The sequence below is a fragment of the Ectobacillus ponti genome (assembly GCF_024294785.1).
Classification (GTDB): Bacteria; Bacillota; Bacilli; order Bacillales; family Bacillaceae_G; genus Ectobacillus; species Ectobacillus ponti.
The window spans coordinates 13,203-31,250 of sequence record NZ_JANCLT010000014.1; the positions used below are offsets into that span (position 1 = coordinate 13,203).

21 protein-coding genes are annotated in these 18,048 nt (G+C 53.8%); 16 read left to right on the forward strand and 5 right to left on the reverse strand.

Annotation, left to right across the window (positions count from 1 at the left end; translation table 11 throughout):
- The first annotated feature begins 56 nt into the window (after positions 1-56).
- The 9 genes from NK662_RS19515 (at position 57) to NK662_RS19555 (ending at position 8,072) form a co-directional block, all read left to right on the forward strand.
- Positions 57-743, forward strand: coding sequence for a DUF4430 domain-containing protein (locus NK662_RS19515; RefSeq protein WP_254760636.1), 687 nt, complete (start codon positions 57-59; stop codon positions 741-743).
- Positions 743-1,621, forward strand: a complete 879-nt coding sequence (locus tag NK662_RS19520; protein WP_254760637.1) for an energy-coupling factor transporter transmembrane component T — start codon at positions 743-745, stop codon at positions 1,619-1,621. The genes NK662_RS19515 and NK662_RS19520 overlap by 1 nt, the downstream gene beginning before the upstream one ends.
- Positions 1,594-3,246 carry an ABC transporter ATP-binding protein gene (locus tag NK662_RS19525; RefSeq protein WP_254760638.1) on the forward strand — a complete coding sequence of 551 codons (1,653 nt, stop codon included), beginning with the start codon at positions 1,594-1,596 and terminating at the stop codon, positions 3,244-3,246. The genes NK662_RS19520 and NK662_RS19525 overlap by 28 nt, the downstream gene beginning before the upstream one ends.
- Positions 3,219-3,929 carry an ECF transporter S component gene (locus tag NK662_RS19530; protein WP_254760639.1) on the forward strand — a complete coding sequence of 237 codons (711 nt, stop codon included), beginning with the start codon at positions 3,219-3,221 and terminating at the stop codon, positions 3,927-3,929. The genes NK662_RS19525 and NK662_RS19530 overlap by 28 nt, the downstream gene beginning before the upstream one ends.
- Positions 3,926-4,168, forward strand: coding sequence for a DUF2164 domain-containing protein (locus NK662_RS19535; protein WP_254760640.1), 243 nt, complete (start codon positions 3,926-3,928; stop codon positions 4,166-4,168). The genes NK662_RS19530 and NK662_RS19535 overlap by 4 nt, the downstream gene beginning before the upstream one ends.
- Before the next feature lie 106 nt (positions 4,169-4,274).
- A complete protein-coding gene (locus NK662_RS19540) occupies positions 4,275-5,762 on the forward strand; it encodes an FAD-dependent oxidoreductase (protein ID WP_254760641.1) in 1,488 nt (495 codons plus the stop codon).
- Between the two features lie 13 nt (positions 5,763-5,775).
- Positions 5,776-6,522: an SDR family NAD(P)-dependent oxidoreductase gene (locus NK662_RS19545; protein ID WP_254760642.1), complete on the forward strand. Its 747-nt coding sequence runs from the start codon at positions 5,776-5,778 to the stop codon at positions 6,520-6,522.
- A 116-nt stretch (positions 6,523-6,638) separates the two neighbouring features.
- Complete coding sequence (locus NK662_RS19550; RefSeq protein ID WP_254760643.1) at positions 6,639-7,256, forward strand: LysE/ArgO family amino acid transporter; 618 nt, start codon at positions 6,639-6,641, stop codon at positions 7,254-7,256.
- A gap of 93 nt (positions 7,257-7,349) precedes the next feature.
- On the forward strand, positions 7,350-8,072 hold the full coding sequence (locus tag NK662_RS19555; protein WP_254760644.1) for a YwiC-like family protein: 723 nt from the start codon (positions 7,350-7,352) through the stop codon (positions 8,070-8,072).
- 31 nt (positions 8,073-8,103) lie between these two features.
- Here NK662_RS19555 and NK662_RS19560 read toward each other — a convergent pair whose 3' ends face one another.
- Positions 8,104-8,298, reverse strand: coding sequence for a hypothetical protein (locus NK662_RS19560; RefSeq protein WP_254760645.1), 195 nt, complete (start codon positions 8,296-8,298; stop codon positions 8,104-8,106).
- A gap of 268 nt (positions 8,299-8,566) precedes the next feature.
- Complete coding sequence (locus tag NK662_RS19565) at positions 8,567-9,835, reverse strand: serine hydrolase domain-containing protein (RefSeq protein WP_254760646.1); 1,269 nt, start codon at positions 9,833-9,835, stop codon at positions 8,567-8,569.
- Positions 9,836-10,000: 165 nt separating this feature from the next.
- Here NK662_RS19565 and phaZ point away from each other — a divergent pair, with 165 nt between their 5' ends.
- From phaZ to NK662_RS19580, 3 genes are all read left to right on the forward strand, one after another.
- Positions 10,001-10,897, forward strand: a complete 897-nt coding sequence (phaZ, locus tag NK662_RS19570) for an intracellular short-chain-length polyhydroxyalkanoate depolymerase (protein ID WP_438503643.1) — start codon at positions 10,001-10,003, stop codon at positions 10,895-10,897.
- A gap of 119 nt (positions 10,898-11,016) precedes the next feature.
- Positions 11,017-12,168 carry an MFS transporter gene (locus tag NK662_RS19575; protein WP_254760725.1) on the forward strand — a complete coding sequence of 384 codons (1,152 nt, stop codon included), beginning with the start codon at positions 11,017-11,019 and terminating at the stop codon, positions 12,166-12,168.
- A gap of 154 nt (positions 12,169-12,322) precedes the next feature.
- Positions 12,323-12,517 (forward strand): NETI motif-containing protein, encoded by a 195-nt coding sequence (locus NK662_RS19580; RefSeq protein ID WP_254760648.1) that lies wholly within the window; start codon positions 12,323-12,325, stop codon positions 12,515-12,517.
- 16 nt (positions 12,518-12,533) lie between these two features.
- Here NK662_RS19580 and NK662_RS19585 read toward each other — a convergent pair whose 3' ends face one another.
- Complete coding sequence (locus NK662_RS19585) at positions 12,534-13,307, reverse strand: SDR family NAD(P)-dependent oxidoreductase (RefSeq protein ID WP_254760649.1); 774 nt, start codon at positions 13,305-13,307, stop codon at positions 12,534-12,536.
- Positions 13,308-13,391: 84 nt separating this feature from the next.
- Between NK662_RS19585 and NK662_RS19590 the strand changes: the two genes are divergently transcribed.
- From NK662_RS19590 to NK662_RS19605, 4 genes are all read left to right on the forward strand, one after another.
- On the forward strand, positions 13,392-13,706 hold the full coding sequence (locus NK662_RS19590; RefSeq protein ID WP_254760650.1) for a hypothetical protein: 315 nt from the start codon (positions 13,392-13,394) through the stop codon (positions 13,704-13,706).
- A gap of 85 nt (positions 13,707-13,791) precedes the next feature.
- The gene (locus NK662_RS19595; protein ID WP_254760651.1) at positions 13,792-13,983 is read left to right on the forward strand and encodes a DUF378 domain-containing protein; all 192 of its coding nucleotides are present in this window, start codon (positions 13,792-13,794) and stop codon (positions 13,981-13,983) included.
- A 128-nt stretch (positions 13,984-14,111) separates the two neighbouring features.
- On the forward strand, positions 14,112-15,476 hold the full coding sequence (locus tag NK662_RS19600; RefSeq protein WP_254760652.1) for a spore germination protein: 1,365 nt from the start codon (positions 14,112-14,114) through the stop codon (positions 15,474-15,476).
- 152 nt (positions 15,477-15,628) lie between these two features.
- Positions 15,629-16,024, forward strand: coding sequence for a hypothetical protein (locus tag NK662_RS19605; protein WP_254760653.1), 396 nt, complete (start codon positions 15,629-15,631; stop codon positions 16,022-16,024).
- 33 nt (positions 16,025-16,057) lie between these two features.
- Here NK662_RS19605 and kynB read toward each other — a convergent pair whose 3' ends face one another.
- Together kynB and kynU are read right to left on the reverse strand one after the other, a co-directional pair.
- The gene (gene kynB / locus NK662_RS19610) at positions 16,058-16,681 is read right to left on the reverse strand and encodes an arylformamidase (RefSeq protein WP_254760654.1); all 624 of its coding nucleotides are present in this window, start codon (positions 16,679-16,681) and stop codon (positions 16,058-16,060) included.
- 11 nt (positions 16,682-16,692) lie between these two features.
- Positions 16,693-17,964, reverse strand: a complete 1,272-nt coding sequence (gene kynU / locus NK662_RS19615) for a kynureninase (protein ID WP_254760655.1) — start codon at positions 17,962-17,964, stop codon at positions 16,693-16,695.
- Positions 17,965-18,048 lie beyond the last annotated feature (84 nt).

The following is an 18,048-nucleotide window of genomic DNA, read 5'->3' on the forward strand; positions in this document are numbered from 1 at the left end:
GTCAGGAATGAGGAGCAGGCTTGCTCCTCATCTTCTGTAAAAGGAGGAGTGAAAGTATGAAGCAGTTTAAATGGATGCTGGCGGCTGGAGCCCTGTCGCTTTCGTTGGCAGGCTGCGGTTCGCCTGCTTCGGTTGAAAAGAAAAAGGAGACAAAGACAGAAGCCGCTGAATCTGGCCAGAAGGAGCAGCCTGCACCAGCGGCTTCAGAACAGCAGGCCACAGCCGGTCCGGCTCCGGCGGCTGGCACGGAAACGGCTGCCACACCGGCGCCTGCAAAACAGCCGGCAGCTTCTGCTTCGTCACCGGGAAGCACAGCCGCACCGGCTCCAACGCCGAAACCGGCTCCAACACCGGCTCCAACACCGGCTCCAACACCGGCTCCAACACCGGCTCCAACACCGCCACCGGCTCCGAAGAAGATGGAAACAGTTACGCTTTCTATTCGCGGTGACCAAGGTACGATTTTAAAGGCGACGGAGAGCGCTTGGAAAAATGGCGATACAGTCCTGGATGTATTAACCCGCATGACCCGGGAGAAAGGCATACAGATGGAAGTGGGAGCCGGGGGGTATGTAAAGGGCATCGATAATTTGTATGAGTTTGACCGTGGGCCAAAAAGCGGCTGGGTATACCGGGTAAATGGCGTGTCCGCCAAGGTTGGGGCTGCCTCCTATAAGCTGAAGAGCGGGGATCAGGTGGAATGGCTCTATACCCTGGATTTGGGAAAGGATGTGGGGGGCTGATGAAAACAGCATTTTCCTTTGTTCACCCTGCAGTCAGTTTCTTCTATTATATTGGTGCGGCAGTGTTGGCTATGACGCTGCTGCATCCTGTTTTTCTGGGGCTCGGCACCTTGCTGCTCCTGCTTCTGAACCGGCTGCAGGGAAATGCCGGTGTGTCCGGCCGGATGCTGCGTGCTTCTTTCATGGTGGCCTTGTTTATCGTCATCATCAATCCGTTATTCACGCATCGCGGCCGCACCATTGTCTGGTATTTGTTCCAAAATCCCGTTACAATGGAAGCCATCATATACGGTCTGACGATGGCATGCTCCTTCCTGCTGCTTGCAGCTGTTTTTATTTCGTACCAGCAAACCATTTCGAGCCATCAATTTCTATATTTATTTGCCCGCTTTTCACCAAAGGCGGCATTGCTGACGATGATTGCCATCCGTTTCGTTCCGTTGCTGCTGCAGCGGCTGTCGCACATTGCCCTTGTACAGCAAACGAAGGGTGTGCAAATGGAGCATGGCTCTGTGCGGCTGCGAATCCGGCATGGCATGCAAATCTTGTCTGTCTTGCTCGTATGCTCCTTAGAGGAGGCACTGCAGACAGCTGATTCCATGCAGGCAAGGGGGTTTGGGGCGGTGAAGCGAAGCACATATGTAGCCTATCGGATGACAGGACGTGACTGGCTGATTCTTAGCTGCTTGCTTGTATTGTTTGCTGCTTGCGCAGCAGGAGCGGCCGGCGGTCTTGGCATATTGGCGATTTATCCAAAGCTGCAGTCTGTTTGGCCTCGCCCGGCGGAATGGCCTGTTGTGGCCGCATTCATGCTGTATATGAGTATACCGATATTAATCGAAGGAAGGGAGTGGGTGTGGTGGCGCATGCAGAAGTAAAACAGCTGAGCTTTTCCTATCCGAACGAGTGGCAGAGCGCCTTGCAGGATTTGTCGCTGCAAATTGCGCATGGGGAATTTGTTGTGCTGGCAGGACGTTCCGGCTGCGGAAAGACGACATTGCTGAAGCATCTGAAGAAGGAACTGCAGCCAGTCGGCCAAAGAAGCGGCGAACTTCTATACGAGGGAAAACCGCTTGCGGATTTGCCGGAGCTCATGTCAGCACAAGAAATTGGCATGGTGTTTCAAAATCCGGAAAACCAATTGGTGATGGATACCGTGCTGCAGGAGCTGGCTTTCTCCCTTGAGAATGTCGGCTGTGAGCCGGTTGTGATGCAAAAGCGAATTGCGGAGATGGTCAGCTTCCTTGGGTTTCAGGATTTGCTGCACCGGCCGATCCATCAGCTGTCCGGCGGCCAGAAGCAGCTTGTGAACCTGGCAGCCGTTTTGGTGCTGCAGCCGAAGCTGCTGCTGCTGGATGAGCCGACGGCGCAGCTGGACCCGGTGGCGGCAAAGGAATTCTTAACGCTGCTGAAGCGGATTCATGAAGAGCTGGGCATGACCATTGTGCTCAGTGAGCACCGGCTGGACGATGTTTTGCCGTTGGCGGACCGACTTGTTTTTTTGGAGCAGGGGCAGATTGTTTATGAGGGGGCGCCGCAGGCTGTTGTACAGCAGCTTTGGCAGCAGCCGCAGCACCGTTTTTATATTCCGCAAATTCCGCGCTTATTCTTGGAGTGGGGATACACAGATATTCCGTTCACTGTACGGGAAGGGCAGCGGAGCTTGCCGCCTCTTCCCCCAGGCAAACCGGCTGCCCCGGTAGCGGCAGAAGGCCGGGAGCTGCTGCGGGCAAGTGACATTCTGTTTCAATATGAGAAAAATGGCACCCCGATTCTGCAGCACCTTTCCTTGGCTGTGCGGGAACAGGAGTGTGTGGCGCTCGTCGGAAAAAACGGCACCGGAAAATCGACGCTGCTCACGGTGTTGGCGGGTCTGCAAAAGCAGCGCCGGGGCAAGGTTGTGTTTGGCGGCCGCCCGCTGGGTAAAATACCGGTACAGGAACGCTACAGCCGCCTTGCCTATGTATCACAGCACCCATACTATCATTTTACGCACGATACCGTTTGGGCGGAGCTGACGAGCAGGGCTCAGGAGCTTGATTACGAGGACCCTGGGAAGGCGGCTGAGGACATGCTGAAGCGGTTTGGCATTGATGGCATCCGCCGCCGCCACCCGCACGATTGCAGCGGCGGCGAGCAGCAGCTTGTGGCGATTTGCACGGCGCTTTTGTCCAAGCCGCAGCTGCTCGTGCTTGATGAGCCAACGAAGGGGCTGGATCCGGAGAAGAAGGAGGAGTTCGGCCGGCTGCTGCAGGGGCTGCAGCGGGAAGGGGCCACTATCATCATGGCAACGCATGATATTGAGTTTGCCGCACGTTTTGCGACCCGGTGTGTGATGTTGTTTGATGGGCAGACAGTGATGGCGGATACACCGCAGCGCTTCTTCAGCGAAAACTTTTTTTATACGACAGCAATCAATCGACTTGTCCGCCGCCGGCAGCCGTACAGCATTACGTGGGAGGATGTGACGCAGGAATGTCCAAATATTATCGTTCCATCCTGATTGCGCTGCCGGTTCTCTTGCTTGGCATGCTCATCTGTTCCGCGGTTGTGACAGACCGGTATTTCCTTTGGATGAGCTTCTTGTTTCTGGCTGTGGCGATGCTGCCCTTTTATGTCCGCTTTGAGCGCAAGGCGTTTTCTTCACGGGAAATCGTGCTGATTGCCGTGCTGGCTGCGATTGCAGCGGTGAGCCGCGTGCCGTTTGCAGTGCTTCCGAGCATTCAGCCGACCTCCTTTGTCATTATCATATCCGGTATTGTGCTGGGCGGAGAGTCCGGCTTCCTCATCGGGGCAACGGCCGCGCTTGTATCCAATCTATTTCTGGGGCAAGGTCCGTGGACACCGTGGCAAATGTTTTCTTGGGGGATGATGGGGCTGACATCCGGTCTGCTTGGGAATACGTGGCTGCTGCGCCGTACAGCCGGGCGGGTGCTGTTCGGGTTCCTCTGGGGCTTCCTCTACGGCTGGATTATGAATGGCTGGGTGCTGCTCGGCTTTTTGGAAGGGCTGACATGGCCATCTATTGTCAGCACCTATGCCATGAGCTTTTATTTTGACCTGGCGCACGCTTGCTCCAATGCGGTGTTTCTTGCTTTGTTTTCGGCGAACTGGATGAAAATTATGACGCGCTTTCAGCAGAAATATGGTCTGTTGCAGGTGCAGGAGAGGAGAAAAATTTCATGAATAAGCTTTCCCGCACACAAGTGGAAGAATTGACAGAGCAGCTGCGGCTGTACTTTCGTGACGAGGGGCTGGAGGAAATCGGTAATCTGCAGGCAGAGCAGCTGCTGCACTTTATGGTGCAGCAGCTGGGACCATATCTGTATAACGCCGCCATTACAGATGCGCGTACGCTGCTGATGGAGCGCATGCAGGCGATGGAGGACGAACTGTATACACTGGAGAAGCCCCTGCCAAGATAACAGACGGAGACCCTCTCCGTCTGTTTTTCGTCATGAAGCAGGAAAAAGGAAAGATATCCCGCTTCTTTGCTATAATAGAGCAAAATGAATGTAGGCGGTGACAAGCATGAAAGAATCAGTTCTCATTGTGGGCGGCGGGATCGGCGGTCTGACCGCAGGGGCTCTATTAGCCAAAGCGGGGCATCCCGTCACAGTGCTGGAGGCATCGCGGGAATGGGGCGGCTGTGCCGGGAAGTTCCGCCGCGGCGCTTACACCTTTCCGGTCGGGGCTACGCTTGGCATGGGTTTTGAGCCCGGCGGCATCCATCAGCGGATTTTACAGGATTTGTCCCTGCAGGCGGATGTGCTGCCCCTGCCAACAGTTATGCGTATTCAAACCCCAAAGCGTACGCTTCACTTTTACCGGGACCGAAAGCGGCACGTGGCGGCACTGCAGGAAGCATTTCCGGCCTTCAGCCGGGAAATTGCAGCCTTTTATCAGGAGGTGTACAGGATTGCAGCAGAAATTCGGAAGCTGATGCAGCCGCTGCCCATTTTGCCTCCATCGACACCAAGAGAGTGGCAGAAGCTGCTGCTCTCGCTGAAGCCAACGTCACTGACCCTGCTGCCGTATTTTCCGCGGACACTGTCATATCTCCTGGAAAAGCACGGGCTGCAGGAGGAGGAATTCGTCCATTTCATTGATGGCCAGATTATTGACAGTATGCAGGCGACGAGCGGGCATTGCTCCCTTTTGCTTGGCTGTTTGGCACTGGACATTTACCACGAGGGTGCATTTTATGTACAAGGCGGGCTGTATACAGTTGCTGAATTGCTCCAGGGAAGCATTGCCGCAGCAGGCGGAACGACAACATTGGGGCGCCGGGTTACTGAGGTTGCAGGGAGCGGAAAGGGTTGGCAGGTGCGCGACCATCGCGGGAATACATATAAGGCGGACCATGTCGTTTGCAATGTGCCGATTGCCGCTTTGCCGCAGCTGCTTCCGCAGGAGCTGTATGACAAGCTGCCGCGGCGCCTGCGCAACAAGACAGAGCTGCCGCAGTGGGGTGCCTTTACACTGTATATGTCTCTAGAGGAGTCAGTTGTGCCGGAAGACGCACCGCTGTTTCAGCAGGTGCTGTTGTCGGAGGAGGGAGAGATGGCGGAAGGAGAGCATTTGTTTTTGTCGCTTTCCCATTCTGAGGACCGGCTGCGGGCGCCGGAGGGATATCGGACCTTGACAGTTTCGACTCATATCGATTTGCAGCCGTGGCAGGAGCGGAGCACCTATGATGAGCTGAAGGAGCAGCTGACGGAAAAAATGCTGCGGGGGGTGCGCACAGTCATGCCAAGGCTGGATGAAGGGCTGGTGCACCTCATTCCGGGGGCGCCGCGGGCTTGGGAACGGTATACATCGCGTCCGCTCGGCGGTGTGGGGGGCTTGCCGCAGACACTGCAGAACGCTTTGTTTCAGAGTGTATCACATCGCACTTCACTGCCGGGACTTTGGCTGTGCGGAGATACCGTATTCCCGGGCGCCGGCACAATCGGTGTTTCAGTCAGCGGCTACCACGTCTTTCAGTCCATAACCCGATTTAAATATCAATTACCGTAAGGGGAGATGAACCATGGATTATACAAATTTGGTTGTAGTCGTAACCGGCGCCGCAAATGGCATCGGAAAAGCAATTGCCGGGGCCTATGCGGAGCAGGGTGCCGTGGTCATCATAGCAGATCAGGACGCACAGAACGGGGAGCAAATTGCAGCCGCCTTGCGTGAAAAGGAAAAGCGTGCTTACTTTTATGAAATTGACCTGCAGCACGTGTCAGCCATCCGGGAAATGTTCCGGGCAGTCGGAGAGACTTACGGGCCAGTGCGCATCCTGGTCAACAATGCCGGCTTAAGCAAGTTCCGGCCGTTGCTGGAGCTGACAGAGGCGGAGTGGGACGAAGTGCTGAGTGTGAACCTGCGCAGCTTTGTCTTTGCAGCGCAGGAGTTCGCCAAGCAAAACATCGGAACGTCCTATGGCCGGATTATCAATATTGCTTCCACGCGGGCCTTGATGTCTGAGCCCTCCTCAGAAGCGTACGCTGCCTCAAAGGGAGGCATTGTAGCGCTGACGCATGCGTTGGCATTGTCGCTGCAGGAGGAGCAGATTACCGTAAACTCCATCAGCCCGGGCTGGATTCAGACAACGGATTATGAAGAACTGCGGGTACAGGATCATCTGCAGCATCCATCGCGGCGCGTGGGAAAGCCGGAGGATATTGCTGCAGCTTGCCTATTCCTGACAGATGAAAGAAACGACTTCATCAACGGGGAGAACATCGTGATTGACGGCGGGATGACGAAGAAAATGATGTATGAGGAATAAGCCCGCCATGGGAGGCATAGAGATATAGGGTGTAGAGTCGCGACTACATATTAGTTTGCCTCCGTTGCACTTCTTATGATAAGAAGTGCCTTTTTTGTGGAGAGGAGAGATTGGAATTGTTTGCAGCTATTGCACATGGATTTGTACTGGCGTTCGGGCTCATCTTGCCGCTCGGGGCGCAAAATGTATTTGTGTTTCATCAGGGAGCCGGCCAGCCGCGCTTCCGGCGGGCGCTGCCGGTCATTATTACAGCGGGTCTGTGTGATACCTGTTTGATTTTGCTGGCCGTTCTTGGGGTGTCAGTTCTCATTTTGACGCTTCAATGGCTGAAGCTGTTGTTGTTTACTATTGGTCTGTTCTTCTTGCTGTACATGGGCTGGAGCGTGTGGCGCAGTGCTCCTGCTTCTCTAAGCGGGAAACAGGAGCCGCTGGGGCCCCGCAAGCAAATTGCCTTTGCAATGTCTGTGTCTCTGTTGAATCCGCATGCCATACTTGACACAGTCGGCGTCATCGGGACAAGCTCGCTTGCATACACAGGGGGAGAAAAAGCGCTGTTTACGCTTGCATGCATCTGTGTATCCTGGCTCTGGTTTTTCGGGCTGGCCCTGGGAGGACGTGTGTTGGGGGCGAGGGATACAACAGGAAAATGGATTGTCCTGCTCAATAAGCTGTCTGCCTGCATCATCTGGGGTGTGGCTGTCTATATTGCCCTGCAGCTGCTGCGGGAATTTTGACAAGAAATCTTCATATCTCGCCAAAGAGGAAAGAACACCGGGTGCTATAATAGTAACACATATAGACTTTTCTCTCTTTGAGGTGACGTATAAATGAAGCTGTTGATTCCGAACCAGCACGGGGCGTGGAGCATGCTGGTGATGCCATTTTTGTTCGGTGTGATTGCAGGGAATCCGTCCTGGCACCACATCGCTTTGTTCTTTGCCTGGCTGTTTATGTATCTCGGAACATATCCGTTTCTGATGTATCTGAAGCAGCGGCGCAAGAAGCATTTTCTGCACTGGGCCGTATTTTATATGGGGGCAGCAACCCCGTTTGGGATTCTTGCGCTCCTTCACGAGTGGCGGATTGTGTATGCGGCGTTGGCCATGCTGCCGTTGTTTTTCGTGAATATGTACTTTGCGAAAAAGAAGCAGGAACGGGCCCTGCTCAACGATGCTGCAGCGATTTTGACCTTCTGCATCGGCGGCATGATGAGCTACTTATTCGGAACCGGGTACATGGATGAAGCAGCTTGGTGGATTCTGTTATCTTGCTTTTGCTTCTTCATGGGAAGCACCTTCTACGTGAAGACAATGATTCGTGAGAAAAACAGTCCGGCGTATCGGTACGTGTCTTGGGGATATCACCTTGCGTTGACTGCGGGCGCCTTGTTCCTTTCGCCTTATCTGGCATTGGCCTTTTTGCCAAGTCTGCTGCGGGCTTTGTTTTTCTACGGCAAAAACATGCCAGCTTTAAAGGTCGGCGTTTGGGAAATTGCAAACTCTGTTTATTTCACGCTGACCCTTACCGTGTTTATGAAGTCAGTTTCATAAGAAAAGCAGCATCCCGGAGGATGCTGCTTTTTTATTCCTGTGATAAAACTTGGGCAGTGCTGTCGCACTGATGCAGTGCATTTTGGACAGCCTGCAGCGACTGCTCGATACGTTGGCGGTTATCTGATTTTTCTACAGTATCCAGTGCGCTTTGCAGGCAGGATACCGCTTCATTCAGCGCAGAGCAAGAATCCTGCACATGGCCTCGGGCATTTTTTTGTTGCATACAACATCCCTCCTTTGTTGGTTTACCCTTGTAGTATGGGTCAGAAATTGGAAAAATATGAAGGGTTTATGCGGAAAGTTGTGGCGAAAAAAGGACATGCAGATTCGCATGTCCTTTGTCATCAGAAACAGCGCGGCGCTGTCTCTGCAAAAGCGGAGCAAACACCTCCATCACCAGGTGCCTGCTTGGGTGTTAAAGGAATGTCCCAGCTAGAACAAACGATAGCGTAACACGGCTGCTGTCAGCGTGTCAAAAGGAAATCAGTGGGTTATGACTTCAGCAAGGCCCCGGTAATTTGGCGGTATGCTTCTACCATAGCAGCATCTGTTTCCGCCCGTTCGATGGCGCGGGAGGAGAACTGGACAATGACCATTTCTGCAGCCGGGTCGATATAGAGCCGCTGGCCATAGCTTCCCATCACTTCAAATGCCCCGTGCTCATTGTTTGTCAGCCACCATTGATTGTGGTAGGAATAGTCCGGGCGTTTGGCGGCAGCTGTGCTGCGGGAAAATATCTCTTGATCCCCGTGCTGCCGAATCTCTTGCACAACCGCAGCAGGAATCACCCGTTTGCTGTGATAGGAGCCGTTTCGCAGCATCATTTGGCCAAAGCGCCCCATGTCGCGCAGGGTGGCATTGAAGCCGGCGCTTGCCTGTTCGGCGCCTGTTGGGTCTGTCACATACATCGCGTCCTGTTCAGCTCCCAGCTTCCTCCAAATGCGTGTGCTGACCAAGTCGGAAAGAGAGCGGCCGGTCACCCGGCGCAGCACGGCGGCCAATGTCTCTGTGGACCCATTGTTATAGGCAAAGGCTGCACCGGGCGAGTCTGTTTCCCGGGCCTCGCGCAGCATGCCCAGGATCGAATCCGGCCCTTCGTAGCCGAAGGGGCGGGGCAGCTGATGGGAGGCCAAGTACAGCTGGGCATCCTGATTGGCCAATCCTTCCTGCTGGAAGCCGTGGGTAGGGTACATGGCACTCACCTGCATGTCGAGCAGCTGCTGGAGCGTCGCTTTGCCAAAAGGGGTACCGCGTAATTCCGGGACATACTCGGCAGCAGAAGCGGACAGGCTCAGCTTCTTCTCCCCGGTCAGCAGGGAAACGAGAAGCCCGGTGAACACCTTGCTGACAGAGGCCATTCCATGCAAATCTGAAGACTTCATATCGTGAAAGTACGTTTCATATACAATTTTTCCTTCATGCAAAACAAGAAAGCCGTCTGTGTCAGCTGAACGCAGCAGCTCTTCCAAGGGAACGGTGTTTCCCTGTTCATCCTGCACCGGCAGCCGCTGCAGCGATAATGGCTGATATAGGAAAGGAACCGTGAGTGCAGCTCCGCGTTTTACTTCTTTTGTTGTTGTCATATCCTTCATGTGCAGCATCGCCGGCCTCATCTGATTGGGCTGCAGCCAATTGATACCTGCTGCAGAAGTGCTGCTTTTTGAAATTTCGGCACTGGAGGACGAAGACCCTGGCAACTGGCTGCAGGACGTGCAGACGGCCAGCATGGCGGAGAGGAGTATGAGACGCTTCTTTTTCACCTGTTGTCCTTCCTTTCTTTCGCTTGGCGCTCTTTGTTTTACGATAGCATGAAATATACAGAAAGACAAAAAGACAGGAAAAAGTCTGAAAATTTAAATGGAATTATATACCATATGGTAGTACAATATATTTTGAAACGCTTACACAAAAAGGGGGAGAGCATGATGAAGCTCGAATCAGGAATTTCTGCTGTGGTGCTTCCAAATGGGGAGACGATTGCATACCGGAAAGCCGGTTCTGGGGAACAGATAGTAATGCTCGTGCACGGCAATATGACGTCGTCCAAGCACTGGGATGTGCTGATGGAACGTCTGCAGGATGAATACACCATCTACGCGCCGGATTTGCGCGGCTTTGGGGCTTCCACCTATCAGCAGCCGATCAGCTCGCTGAAGGAGTTCTCCGAGGATGTAAAGCAGTTCGCGGACGCTTTGGGGCTGCAGCGCTTTTCTATTGCCGGCTGGTCCACCGGCGGCGGAATTGGCATGCAATTTGCAATCGATTATCCGGAACGGGTCGAGAAGCTTGTTCTCATCGAATCTGTCGGCATTCAAGGATATCCGATTCTGAAAAAGGATGCGGCCGGCCAGCCGGTCTTGGGCGAATTCTTGACAACAAAGGAAGAGATTGCTGCAGACCCGGTGCAGGTGGCGCCCGTGCTGCAGGCGCTGCAAAACCGCGACAAGGAATTTTACCGCGCTCTTTGGAACCTCGTGATTTATACGCATAAGCAACCGGAGCCGGACCACTATGAGGAATATCTGGAGGACATGCTGACGCAGCGCAACCTGGTGGATGTGGACTACGCCCTTGCGACCTTCAACATTTCTGAAGAGCATAACGGTGTGGTTGCGGGAACGGGAGAAGTGCGGAAGCTGAATGCGCCGACTCTTGTGATTCAGGGAGCGCGGGATTACGTTGTGCCGCCAGCAATGGGGGAAGGCATCGCCAAAGCCGTGCCGCAGGCCGAGTATGTCCTGCTGCCGGATTGCGGGCATTCTCCGCTTGTCGATTGTCTCGATGCGCTTGTCAACACGATAAACTCTTTCCTGAAGGGATAACAACCAGCCGTGTGCTGGTTTTCTTTTTTCTATCACGGTGAGCCGTCCTGCATGTATAATAGAACAGTTGACTCAAAATGCAGGAGTGAAGGCAATTGAAAAACTATACCTTTTGGATCATGGTCAGTATTGTAGCGATTTCAGGCATATCCCAAGGCATGCTGCTGCCGGCCATCGCCATGATTTTTGAACAGCAGGGCATCAGCTCCAGCTTTAACGGCATGCATGCAACAGGCATGTATATTGGCATTCTGCTCATTTCGCCGTTTCTGGAAAAGCCGATGCAGCGTTTCGGGATGAAGCCGCTTATTGTCATTGGCGGACTAATGGTCGTCATCTCGCTGTTTTTGTTCACCCAACTCTCTTCGTTCTGGATTTGGTTCGCCCTTCGCCTTGCGATTGGTGTCGGAGACCATATGCTGCATGTCGGCACGCAGACATGGATTACCACGACGGCGCAACCGGAACGGGTGGGCAAGAATGTTGCCCTGTACGGAGCTTCCTTCGGCATCGGCTTTGCTTTGGGGCCGTATTTGGCGAGTACAGTAAAGTACGGTTTATCAACACCTTTCCTTGTATCTTCCATTCTTTGTTTGATCGGATGGCTGCTTGTGCTGCCGGCGCGAAACGCTTTCCCGGAGCAGGAAGGCGCGGTGAAGGAAACATCCTCTGCGTCCCGCTATAAGAGTGTGCTCTCCTATGGCTGGATTGCCCTGCTGGCGCCGTTCGTATATGGCTTGCTGGAGGCGATGCTCAACAGTAATCTTCCTGTATATGCACTTCGAACGGGGCTGTCCGTGGAGCAAATATCCTTCCTGCTGCCGGCCTTTGCCATCGGCAGCCTGATTACACAGGTGCCGCTCGGCGTGCTGAGTGACCGCTTCGGCCGGGGCCGCCTGCTGACATGGATCTTCAGCTGCAGTGCGGTTGTGTTCCTGTTGGCGGCCTTCCTGGATCATTACTACTGGGTGCTGTTTGGCCTGATCCTCCTGGCCGGCATGATCGTGGGCTCCTGTTTCTCGCTTGGGCTTGGCTACATGACCGACCTGCTGCCGAGGTACTTGCTGCCGGCAGGCAATATCTTATGCGGCATCGCGTTCAGCTGCGGCAGCATCACCGGCCCGATTTTCGGCGGGCTCTTCATTGAAAACGTGCGGCAGATCAGCTTTTTCATCTGCATCACCATCCTGCTTGGACTGGTGGCCGCCGTGTATGCGGTGAAGCTGAAAAGACAGGAGGAAGCTGTCCCTGCGAAAGCGGAGAGTTTTTAAGCCGGCTGGAGCCGGCTTTTTTCATGGGCCGGGCCAGTTTTTCCTTTTGTGCATACCGCAACAGCTTCACTCTTTTCTTGCATGGGATGAGAAAATGTTGGAATATAGGAAAGGTGCAAATCGGGACAAGCTATGAGAAAAAGGAGGACAGGATATGTCGCAGAAAAAGCGGTTTGAAGTGCTGGAACACGAAAGCATCGACCAATGCCTGCAGCGGATGGAGCAGGAGGGCTACGCGCCATCCCGCCGGATGGAGGAGCCGATTTTTCATGAGGTGGAGCGCGACGGCGAAGTGGTGGTAGAGCCATTCGGGCGCAAAATCATTTTTGAAGGAAAGCGAAAAAGCTAGGCGCCCGCCTAGCTTTTTAAAATCCGTGGATGGTCATGCCGCCGTCGACAAACAGTGTTTGTCCGGTGACATAGCTTGCGGCATCTGATGCCAGGAACACGACCGGGCCAACCAGTTCAGGCAGTTCGCCGATGCGCTTGAGCGGTGTGACGGACAGGATATCCTGCACATACGCTTCATCCTGCAGCAGCTTTTCCGTCAGCGGTGTTTTGAAGTACCATGGCCCTATGGCGTTGACATTGATGTTATACTTGCCCCATTCAAATGCCAGTACCTTCGTCATCTGAATCAGGGCTGCCTTTGTGGCGGCATACACGACACCGGTGCGGAGCGCGACCTGGCCTGCAACCGAGGTAATGCTGATGATGCTTCCGCCGCGGCCCTGCTCCTTCATGAGCGCCCCGACCTCCTGTGACAGCATGAAGGCGGATTTCAGGTTTGTATCCATGATGGTCTGCCAGTCCGCATCTGTCACTTCGAGCGCAGGTGTCCGGATATTCATTCCGGCGTTGTTGATGAGAACATCAATGCCCCCGGCTGCTTCCTTCGCTTCCTGTACGGCGCGTGCCACATCTTCGCGTTTTGTTACATCACATGTCAGTACGTATGCCTGCCGGCCAATTTCCCTGATGATGGAAGCAACCTCCTCAAGCTGCTCCCTTGTCCGTGACAGCAGGATGACATCAGCTCCCGCTTCCGCCAAACCAATGGCCAATGCCCGGCCGATGCCGCGCCCTGCGCCGGTAACGAGCGCTGTTTTCCCTTGCAGATCAAAGGCTGGTAAGAACATAAAACAACTCTCCCTTGCAAAAAATATGTACAGCTTTACTATACCATATTTTGCTGCCAATGGCGGCTTAAAGGAGTTGGCGTCATGCAGGATGTACAGGAAGCGGTGAAGCAGGCGAAGTTTGCGCTCATGCAGGCAGAGAGAAGCCCGGAGCATGCCTCGGGGCAGCTGGATGCCGCAGTGCAGGCGTTGTGGCGTTGCTTGGAGGGAGAAGAGGCGGCACCCTATGCTTTGGAGTTCGCCCATAATGAAATGAAAAATGCGGCCTTGGCGATGCAGGAGCCATCCCGCACCCAGCCGCTGCAATACTTCTTCGGCCAGGCGATGCAGGCTTGCCAAACACTGGAGCAGGAGATGAAAAAAAGTAAAAATAAGAATAATAGTGGAGAAAATAGTTGAACGTCAAGAAAAAGAAGGAAAGTTCATGATATTGTCACATATACTTTAGTGAAAGGCCTTTCATATTCCGCCTGGAGGTGACAACATGAAGTTTCTGTCCGTATTGGCGAGCATTCTGTTGATTGTCGGCGGGTTAAATTGGTGGTTTACAGCGTTCGATTTTAATCTGGTGGAGGAAGTGTTCGGGTCCGTGCCGGCCTTGGTGGACACAGTATATTGGCTTGTCGGATTGTCAGCGCTGTATCATCTGTTCGATCGGTTCTTCGCAAAGAATTAGCAATCATTCTTTCTTATCTGGAGCGCCGGGCGTTTGCCCGGTGCTTTTTTATGCCCGGTGCAGCCCCGGCATAAAAAGGGGGCCGGTGAGCCATAACTAACACAAATGCCGGTAAAGGATGTGAAGAAATGCACGGGCATGTAGAAAAGCAGCTGAAGCAGTTGGAGCAGGAATTGCTGCCGGCTGTAGATGTGGTGCTGCGAAAGCTGACTGCAAACGAAAAAGAGATGCAGCTTTTATATATCGGCAGCTTGTGCGATTCGGCAAAAATACAGCAATATCTGGTTGGCGCCTTTTTTCAAATCGCGGATCAAGCGCAATATATTTCTTATCTGTATTCCATACCGGTCAGGAAAACCTTCGAAACAGAGGATGAGCTGCGCGGGTTGCTGCTGAGAGGCAATGCGTTGGTGGGCATTGAAGGCAATCTTCTGGCGTTTGAAATTAAAAATATACAGAATCCATCCGCCATGGACGCTACAGTGGAAACGACGATTCAAGGGCCGCAGACAGGCTTCAGTGAGGCCTTGTCGACAAATATAAATCTTATTCGCTCGCGTTACCATCAGGCGTCGCTGCGGATTGAGCCTGGGGTGGTGGGCAAGGTCGGCAAACAGAATGTGGCGGTGATCTATGATGAAGAGCTGGCATCAGCCGAGGTTTTGGCAAGAATTCAAAAGAGCTTGGAGGAAGCGGAAGAGGACGTGGTGCAAGCACTGGGGCAGCTGGAGCGGATTATTACCAAGAAAAAGCGCCGGCTGATTCCGACCATGATTGTGACAGAGCGGCCGGACCGCGTTGTACTGAACTTGTCACAGGGGAAGATTATCATTTTGATGGATGGCACACCCTTTGCCCTGATTGCGCCGGCCATATTTTATGACTTTATGTCTTCCATGGAGGATATGTACCAGCCTTATTGGGTAGCCCACTTTCTCGTGACGCTCCGCTATCTGGGGCTGGCAGTCAGCCTGATTCTGCCGGCTGCTTACATTGGCATTACCTCTTATAATCCGGAAATTTTCCGGGTCCAGCTGGCCCTTTCGATCGCAGGAAGCCGTGTCGGAGTGCCGTATCCATCTTACCTTGAGGTCATCTTCATGCTGCTCATGATGGAGCTGCTGATTGAAGCCTCCATTCGTCTGCCAAAATCGATTGGCTCCACCGCCACAACGGTCGGCGGTTTGATTTTGGGACAGGCAGCCACAGAGGCGGCGCTGGCAAGCAATATTATGATCGTCATTGTATCAGCTGTTGCGATCTCCAACTTCGTCATCCCGATCAATGAAATGAGCTTTTCTATGCGTGTCATCAAATATGTCTTCCTGGGAGTCGCGACTGTCGGGGGCCTGGTGGGCCTCATCGCCTGTATGATGCTGTTCTTATTTTATCTTGTTTCTCTGGACAGCTTTGGACAGCCGTATCTGAAAGTATTTTTGAGAGACAAGCCGGTGTTCGGGAAGACTGTGGCACAGCAAAAAGCACAAGGGTGAGACCGCATCCGGAGAGTGGTGCATCCTGCAAAAAAGTTGATGCAATTCCGGGTGATTAGTGATACGATGCTTGTATAATGAACCGGAGATATTGTCGGGAAATGTCAGATTCGACGTTTCCGGGACAGGGAGTATGGGAGGAAACAGCAATCATGACAGAAACATTTGAGCAACACGAAGAAGTGCTTTCCAACGAAGAAATGGAAATGCTGATGAAAACCGTGGGTGATGGGTGCATGCACGTGCTGCGCACGGGACAGCCGGTGATTATCGGCTTGCGTGATTTTGAACTGGCATTGATGGTTGGGCAGAATGACTTCTCCATGCAGAGTTCATTGTATCCGCTTGCAGCGTGTGTGACGCCTGAAGGGCAGCTCACGGAGCCGACTGTGCCGCCATTGTTTGCCGGCCGCCGCCATTTCCTGGATGTTGAAGATTTTGAAGGCTACATAAACGAAGAAGAGCTGCCGTCGCTGTGGCCAAAGCAGTCCCAGGCATTCTTTTTCACCATTCATTTGCTCCGCACCATCCAGCTCGGAAGCATCTAAAAAGGAGACCCGTTCCGGTCTCCTTTTTGCGTATTACAGCGGCCGCAAAACCGCTCGAATCGGACTGCCGTCGCTGTCCTGCAATGGCAGCGGCAAACCGATGAATTCGTAATCCCCCGGCTCGACGGCATCCAGCACAAGATTCTCAACAATCTGAACATGGCTTGCGAGCAGCGCGTGATGCACCGGAAGCTCCTTGCTGTCGAGCAGGTCGACAGAAGGGATATCAACTCCCAGAAGCAGAATGCCTTTTTCGGCCAGAAACGGGGCAACATCCGGATCCAACTGCAGAATGCGGGACGGAAACTCCTGCGGGTTACAGGAGTGCCGGGTTTTCAGCAGGAGACGGGTGACTCCCTCAAGTGGAACACCGGCCAAATCCGCAGCTGTCAGAACGGAGAAAGCGGTCACATCCACCACCCGGGCAGGCCCGATAAACCGCTCCAAATCCAAATCAAGAATCCGCTGCCCGTCATCAGTGAAATGAAACGGGGCATCGGCATGTGTGCCGGTATGGGTGCTCATGGTCAGCTTGCCGACATTGACAGAGCCGCTGTCCGCTTTACTCCAGGAAACCTCGTAGTGAAACGGGGTATCGCCCGGCCATACGGCAATCCTATTGTGTAACGGCTGTGAGATATCAATCCATTTTTTCATCAGATGTCTCCTTATGCTACGACATTTCGTTCGTTCGGAAAGGCTTCGTATTGCTTCTTCTCCATAATCTCCTTCAGTGCCGCAACAGCGGCCCAGACATCGGCAAAGGAAGTGTAAAGGGCGGCAGGCGCCAGACGGATGATGTCCGGGGCGCGGTAATCCGGCACAACGCCGGCTTGCTTCAGCGCCTTGCAAATGCGGGCAGCCTCTGGATGCTCCAGCGCGACATGGCCGCCGCGGCGCTCCTCCTCTTCCGGCGTGCCGACGGTAAAGCCATACGAATGCAATTCGCTGCGGATCAGCTGCAGCATATAGGAAGTCAGCAGCAGTGATTTTTGGCGGACCCGGTCCATGCCGGCTTCCCGGAACAGCTCCAAGGATCCCAAGAGCGGGGCGCTGCTTAGAATATGCGGCGTGCCGAGCTGATAGGCCCCGGCTCCTTCCGCCTTGGAAAAGGTGTGCTCCATATTAAACTGCTTTTCTTTATCTGAACCGAACCAGCCCGTCAGCCCGGGCAGGCGGCCGAAGTGCCGGCGGTTGACATACAGGCCGGCTGTGCTGCCGGGACCGCCATTTATGTATTTGTAGTTGCACCAAAAGGCAAAATCCGTGCCCCATTCGGAAAATCGGTGCGGAATGGCGCCGATGGAATGGCAGGCATCAAACCCAATCAGAATGCCGCGCTCATGGGCCGCGGCCGTCAGCCGCTGCATGTCGAGCACCTGCCCGCTGCGATACAGGATACAGGGCAGAATTGCCAATGCCACCTCTTCGTTCATTGCCGCAATGATATCCTCCTCCCAGATGGTGCGTCCATCCCGGCTTTCAATAAGCAGCAGATGCTCATCCGGGTTATAGCCTTTCAGCCGCAGCTGGCTTTGCAGGGCGTAAATATCGGTCGGAAAGTCCAGTGACGAAGCAAGAATCTTCGTCCGTGTCTCTTGTGGTTCATAAAAGGTGGCTGCCAGCTGGTGCAGATTGACGGTGGTCGAACCGGCTGCAATGACTTCCTCCGGAGCAGCGCCCGCGAGCGGGGCAAGCAGAGCGCCGATCTGTTCGGAGACATAAAACCAGGGGTGTTTGCCGTCCAGCCAGCCATCAATGCCAAGCTGCTTCCAGCTCTCAAGCATGTCAAGCAGCGCCTGCTCGGCCCGCTTCGACAGCAGGCCGAGCGAGTTGCCGTCCATATAGACTACACCCGGCTGTATATAAAACTCCTGCCGGAAGGAGGCCAATGGATCCTGTGAATCTAACAATTGCGCGTATTCCTTTGTGGTTTGCATTCCTGCATCTCTCCCTTCTGTTTCTAGCATAAGCAGGGAGGAAAGAAGTGTCAATTTGTTCTGAAGATTTCGTAATTGCAAACG

Bases quoted from the DNA above. Each gene is read 5' to 3' on its own strand.
- NK662_RS19530 (WP_254760639.1), top strand. From the start codon at position 3,219: ATGTCCAAATATTATCGTTCCATCCTGATTGCGCTGCCGGTTCTCTTG.
- NK662_RS19585 (WP_254760649.1), bottom strand. From the start codon at position 13,307: ATGTTCTTACCAGCCTTTGATCTGCAAGGGAAAACAGCGCTCGTTACC.
- NK662_RS19575 (WP_254760725.1), top strand. From the start codon at position 11,017: ATGGTCAGTATTGTAGCGATTTCAGGCATATCCCAAGGCATGCTGCTG.
- NK662_RS19605 (WP_254760653.1), top strand. From the start codon at position 15,629: ATGACAGAAACATTTGAGCAACACGAAGAAGTGCTTTCCAACGAAGAA.
- NK662_RS19520 (WP_254760637.1), top strand. From the start codon at position 743: ATGAAAACAGCATTTTCCTTTGTTCACCCTGCAGTCAGTTTCTTCTAT.
- NK662_RS19535 (WP_254760640.1), top strand. From the start codon at position 3,926: ATGAATAAGCTTTCCCGCACACAAGTGGAAGAATTGACAGAGCAGCTG.
- NK662_RS19555 (WP_254760644.1), top strand. From the start codon at position 7,350: ATGAAGCTGTTGATTCCGAACCAGCACGGGGCGTGGAGCATGCTGGTG.
- NK662_RS19545 (WP_254760642.1), top strand. From the start codon at position 5,776: ATGGATTATACAAATTTGGTTGTAGTCGTAACCGGCGCCGCAAATGGC.
- NK662_RS19580 (WP_254760648.1), top strand. From the start codon at position 12,323: ATGTCGCAGAAAAAGCGGTTTGAAGTGCTGGAACACGAAAGCATCGAC.
- NK662_RS19540 (WP_254760641.1), top strand. From the start codon at position 4,275: ATGAAAGAATCAGTTCTCATTGTGGGCGGCGGGATCGGCGGTCTGACC.
- NK662_RS19600 (WP_254760652.1), top strand. From the start codon at position 14,112: ATGCACGGGCATGTAGAAAAGCAGCTGAAGCAGTTGGAGCAGGAATTG.
- NK662_RS19595 (WP_254760651.1), top strand. From the start codon at position 13,792: ATGAAGTTTCTGTCCGTATTGGCGAGCATTCTGTTGATTGTCGGCGGG.
- kynU (WP_254760655.1), bottom strand. From the start codon at position 17,964: ATGCAAACCACAAAGGAATACGCGCAATTGTTAGATTCACAGGATCCA.
- NK662_RS19590 (WP_254760650.1), top strand. From the start codon at position 13,392: ATGCAGGATGTACAGGAAGCGGTGAAGCAGGCGAAGTTTGCGCTCATG.
- kynB (WP_254760654.1), bottom strand. From the start codon at position 16,681: ATGAAAAAATGGATTGATATCTCACAGCCGTTACACAATAGGATTGCC.
- NK662_RS19560 (WP_254760645.1), bottom strand. From the start codon at position 8,298: ATGCAACAAAAAAATGCCCGAGGCCATGTGCAGGATTCTTGCTCTGCG.
- phaZ (WP_438503643.1), top strand. From the start codon at position 10,001: ATGAAGCTCGAATCAGGAATTTCTGCTGTGGTGCTTCCAAATGGGGAG.
- NK662_RS19515 (WP_254760636.1), top strand. From the start codon at position 57: ATGAAGCAGTTTAAATGGATGCTGGCGGCTGGAGCCCTGTCGCTTTCG.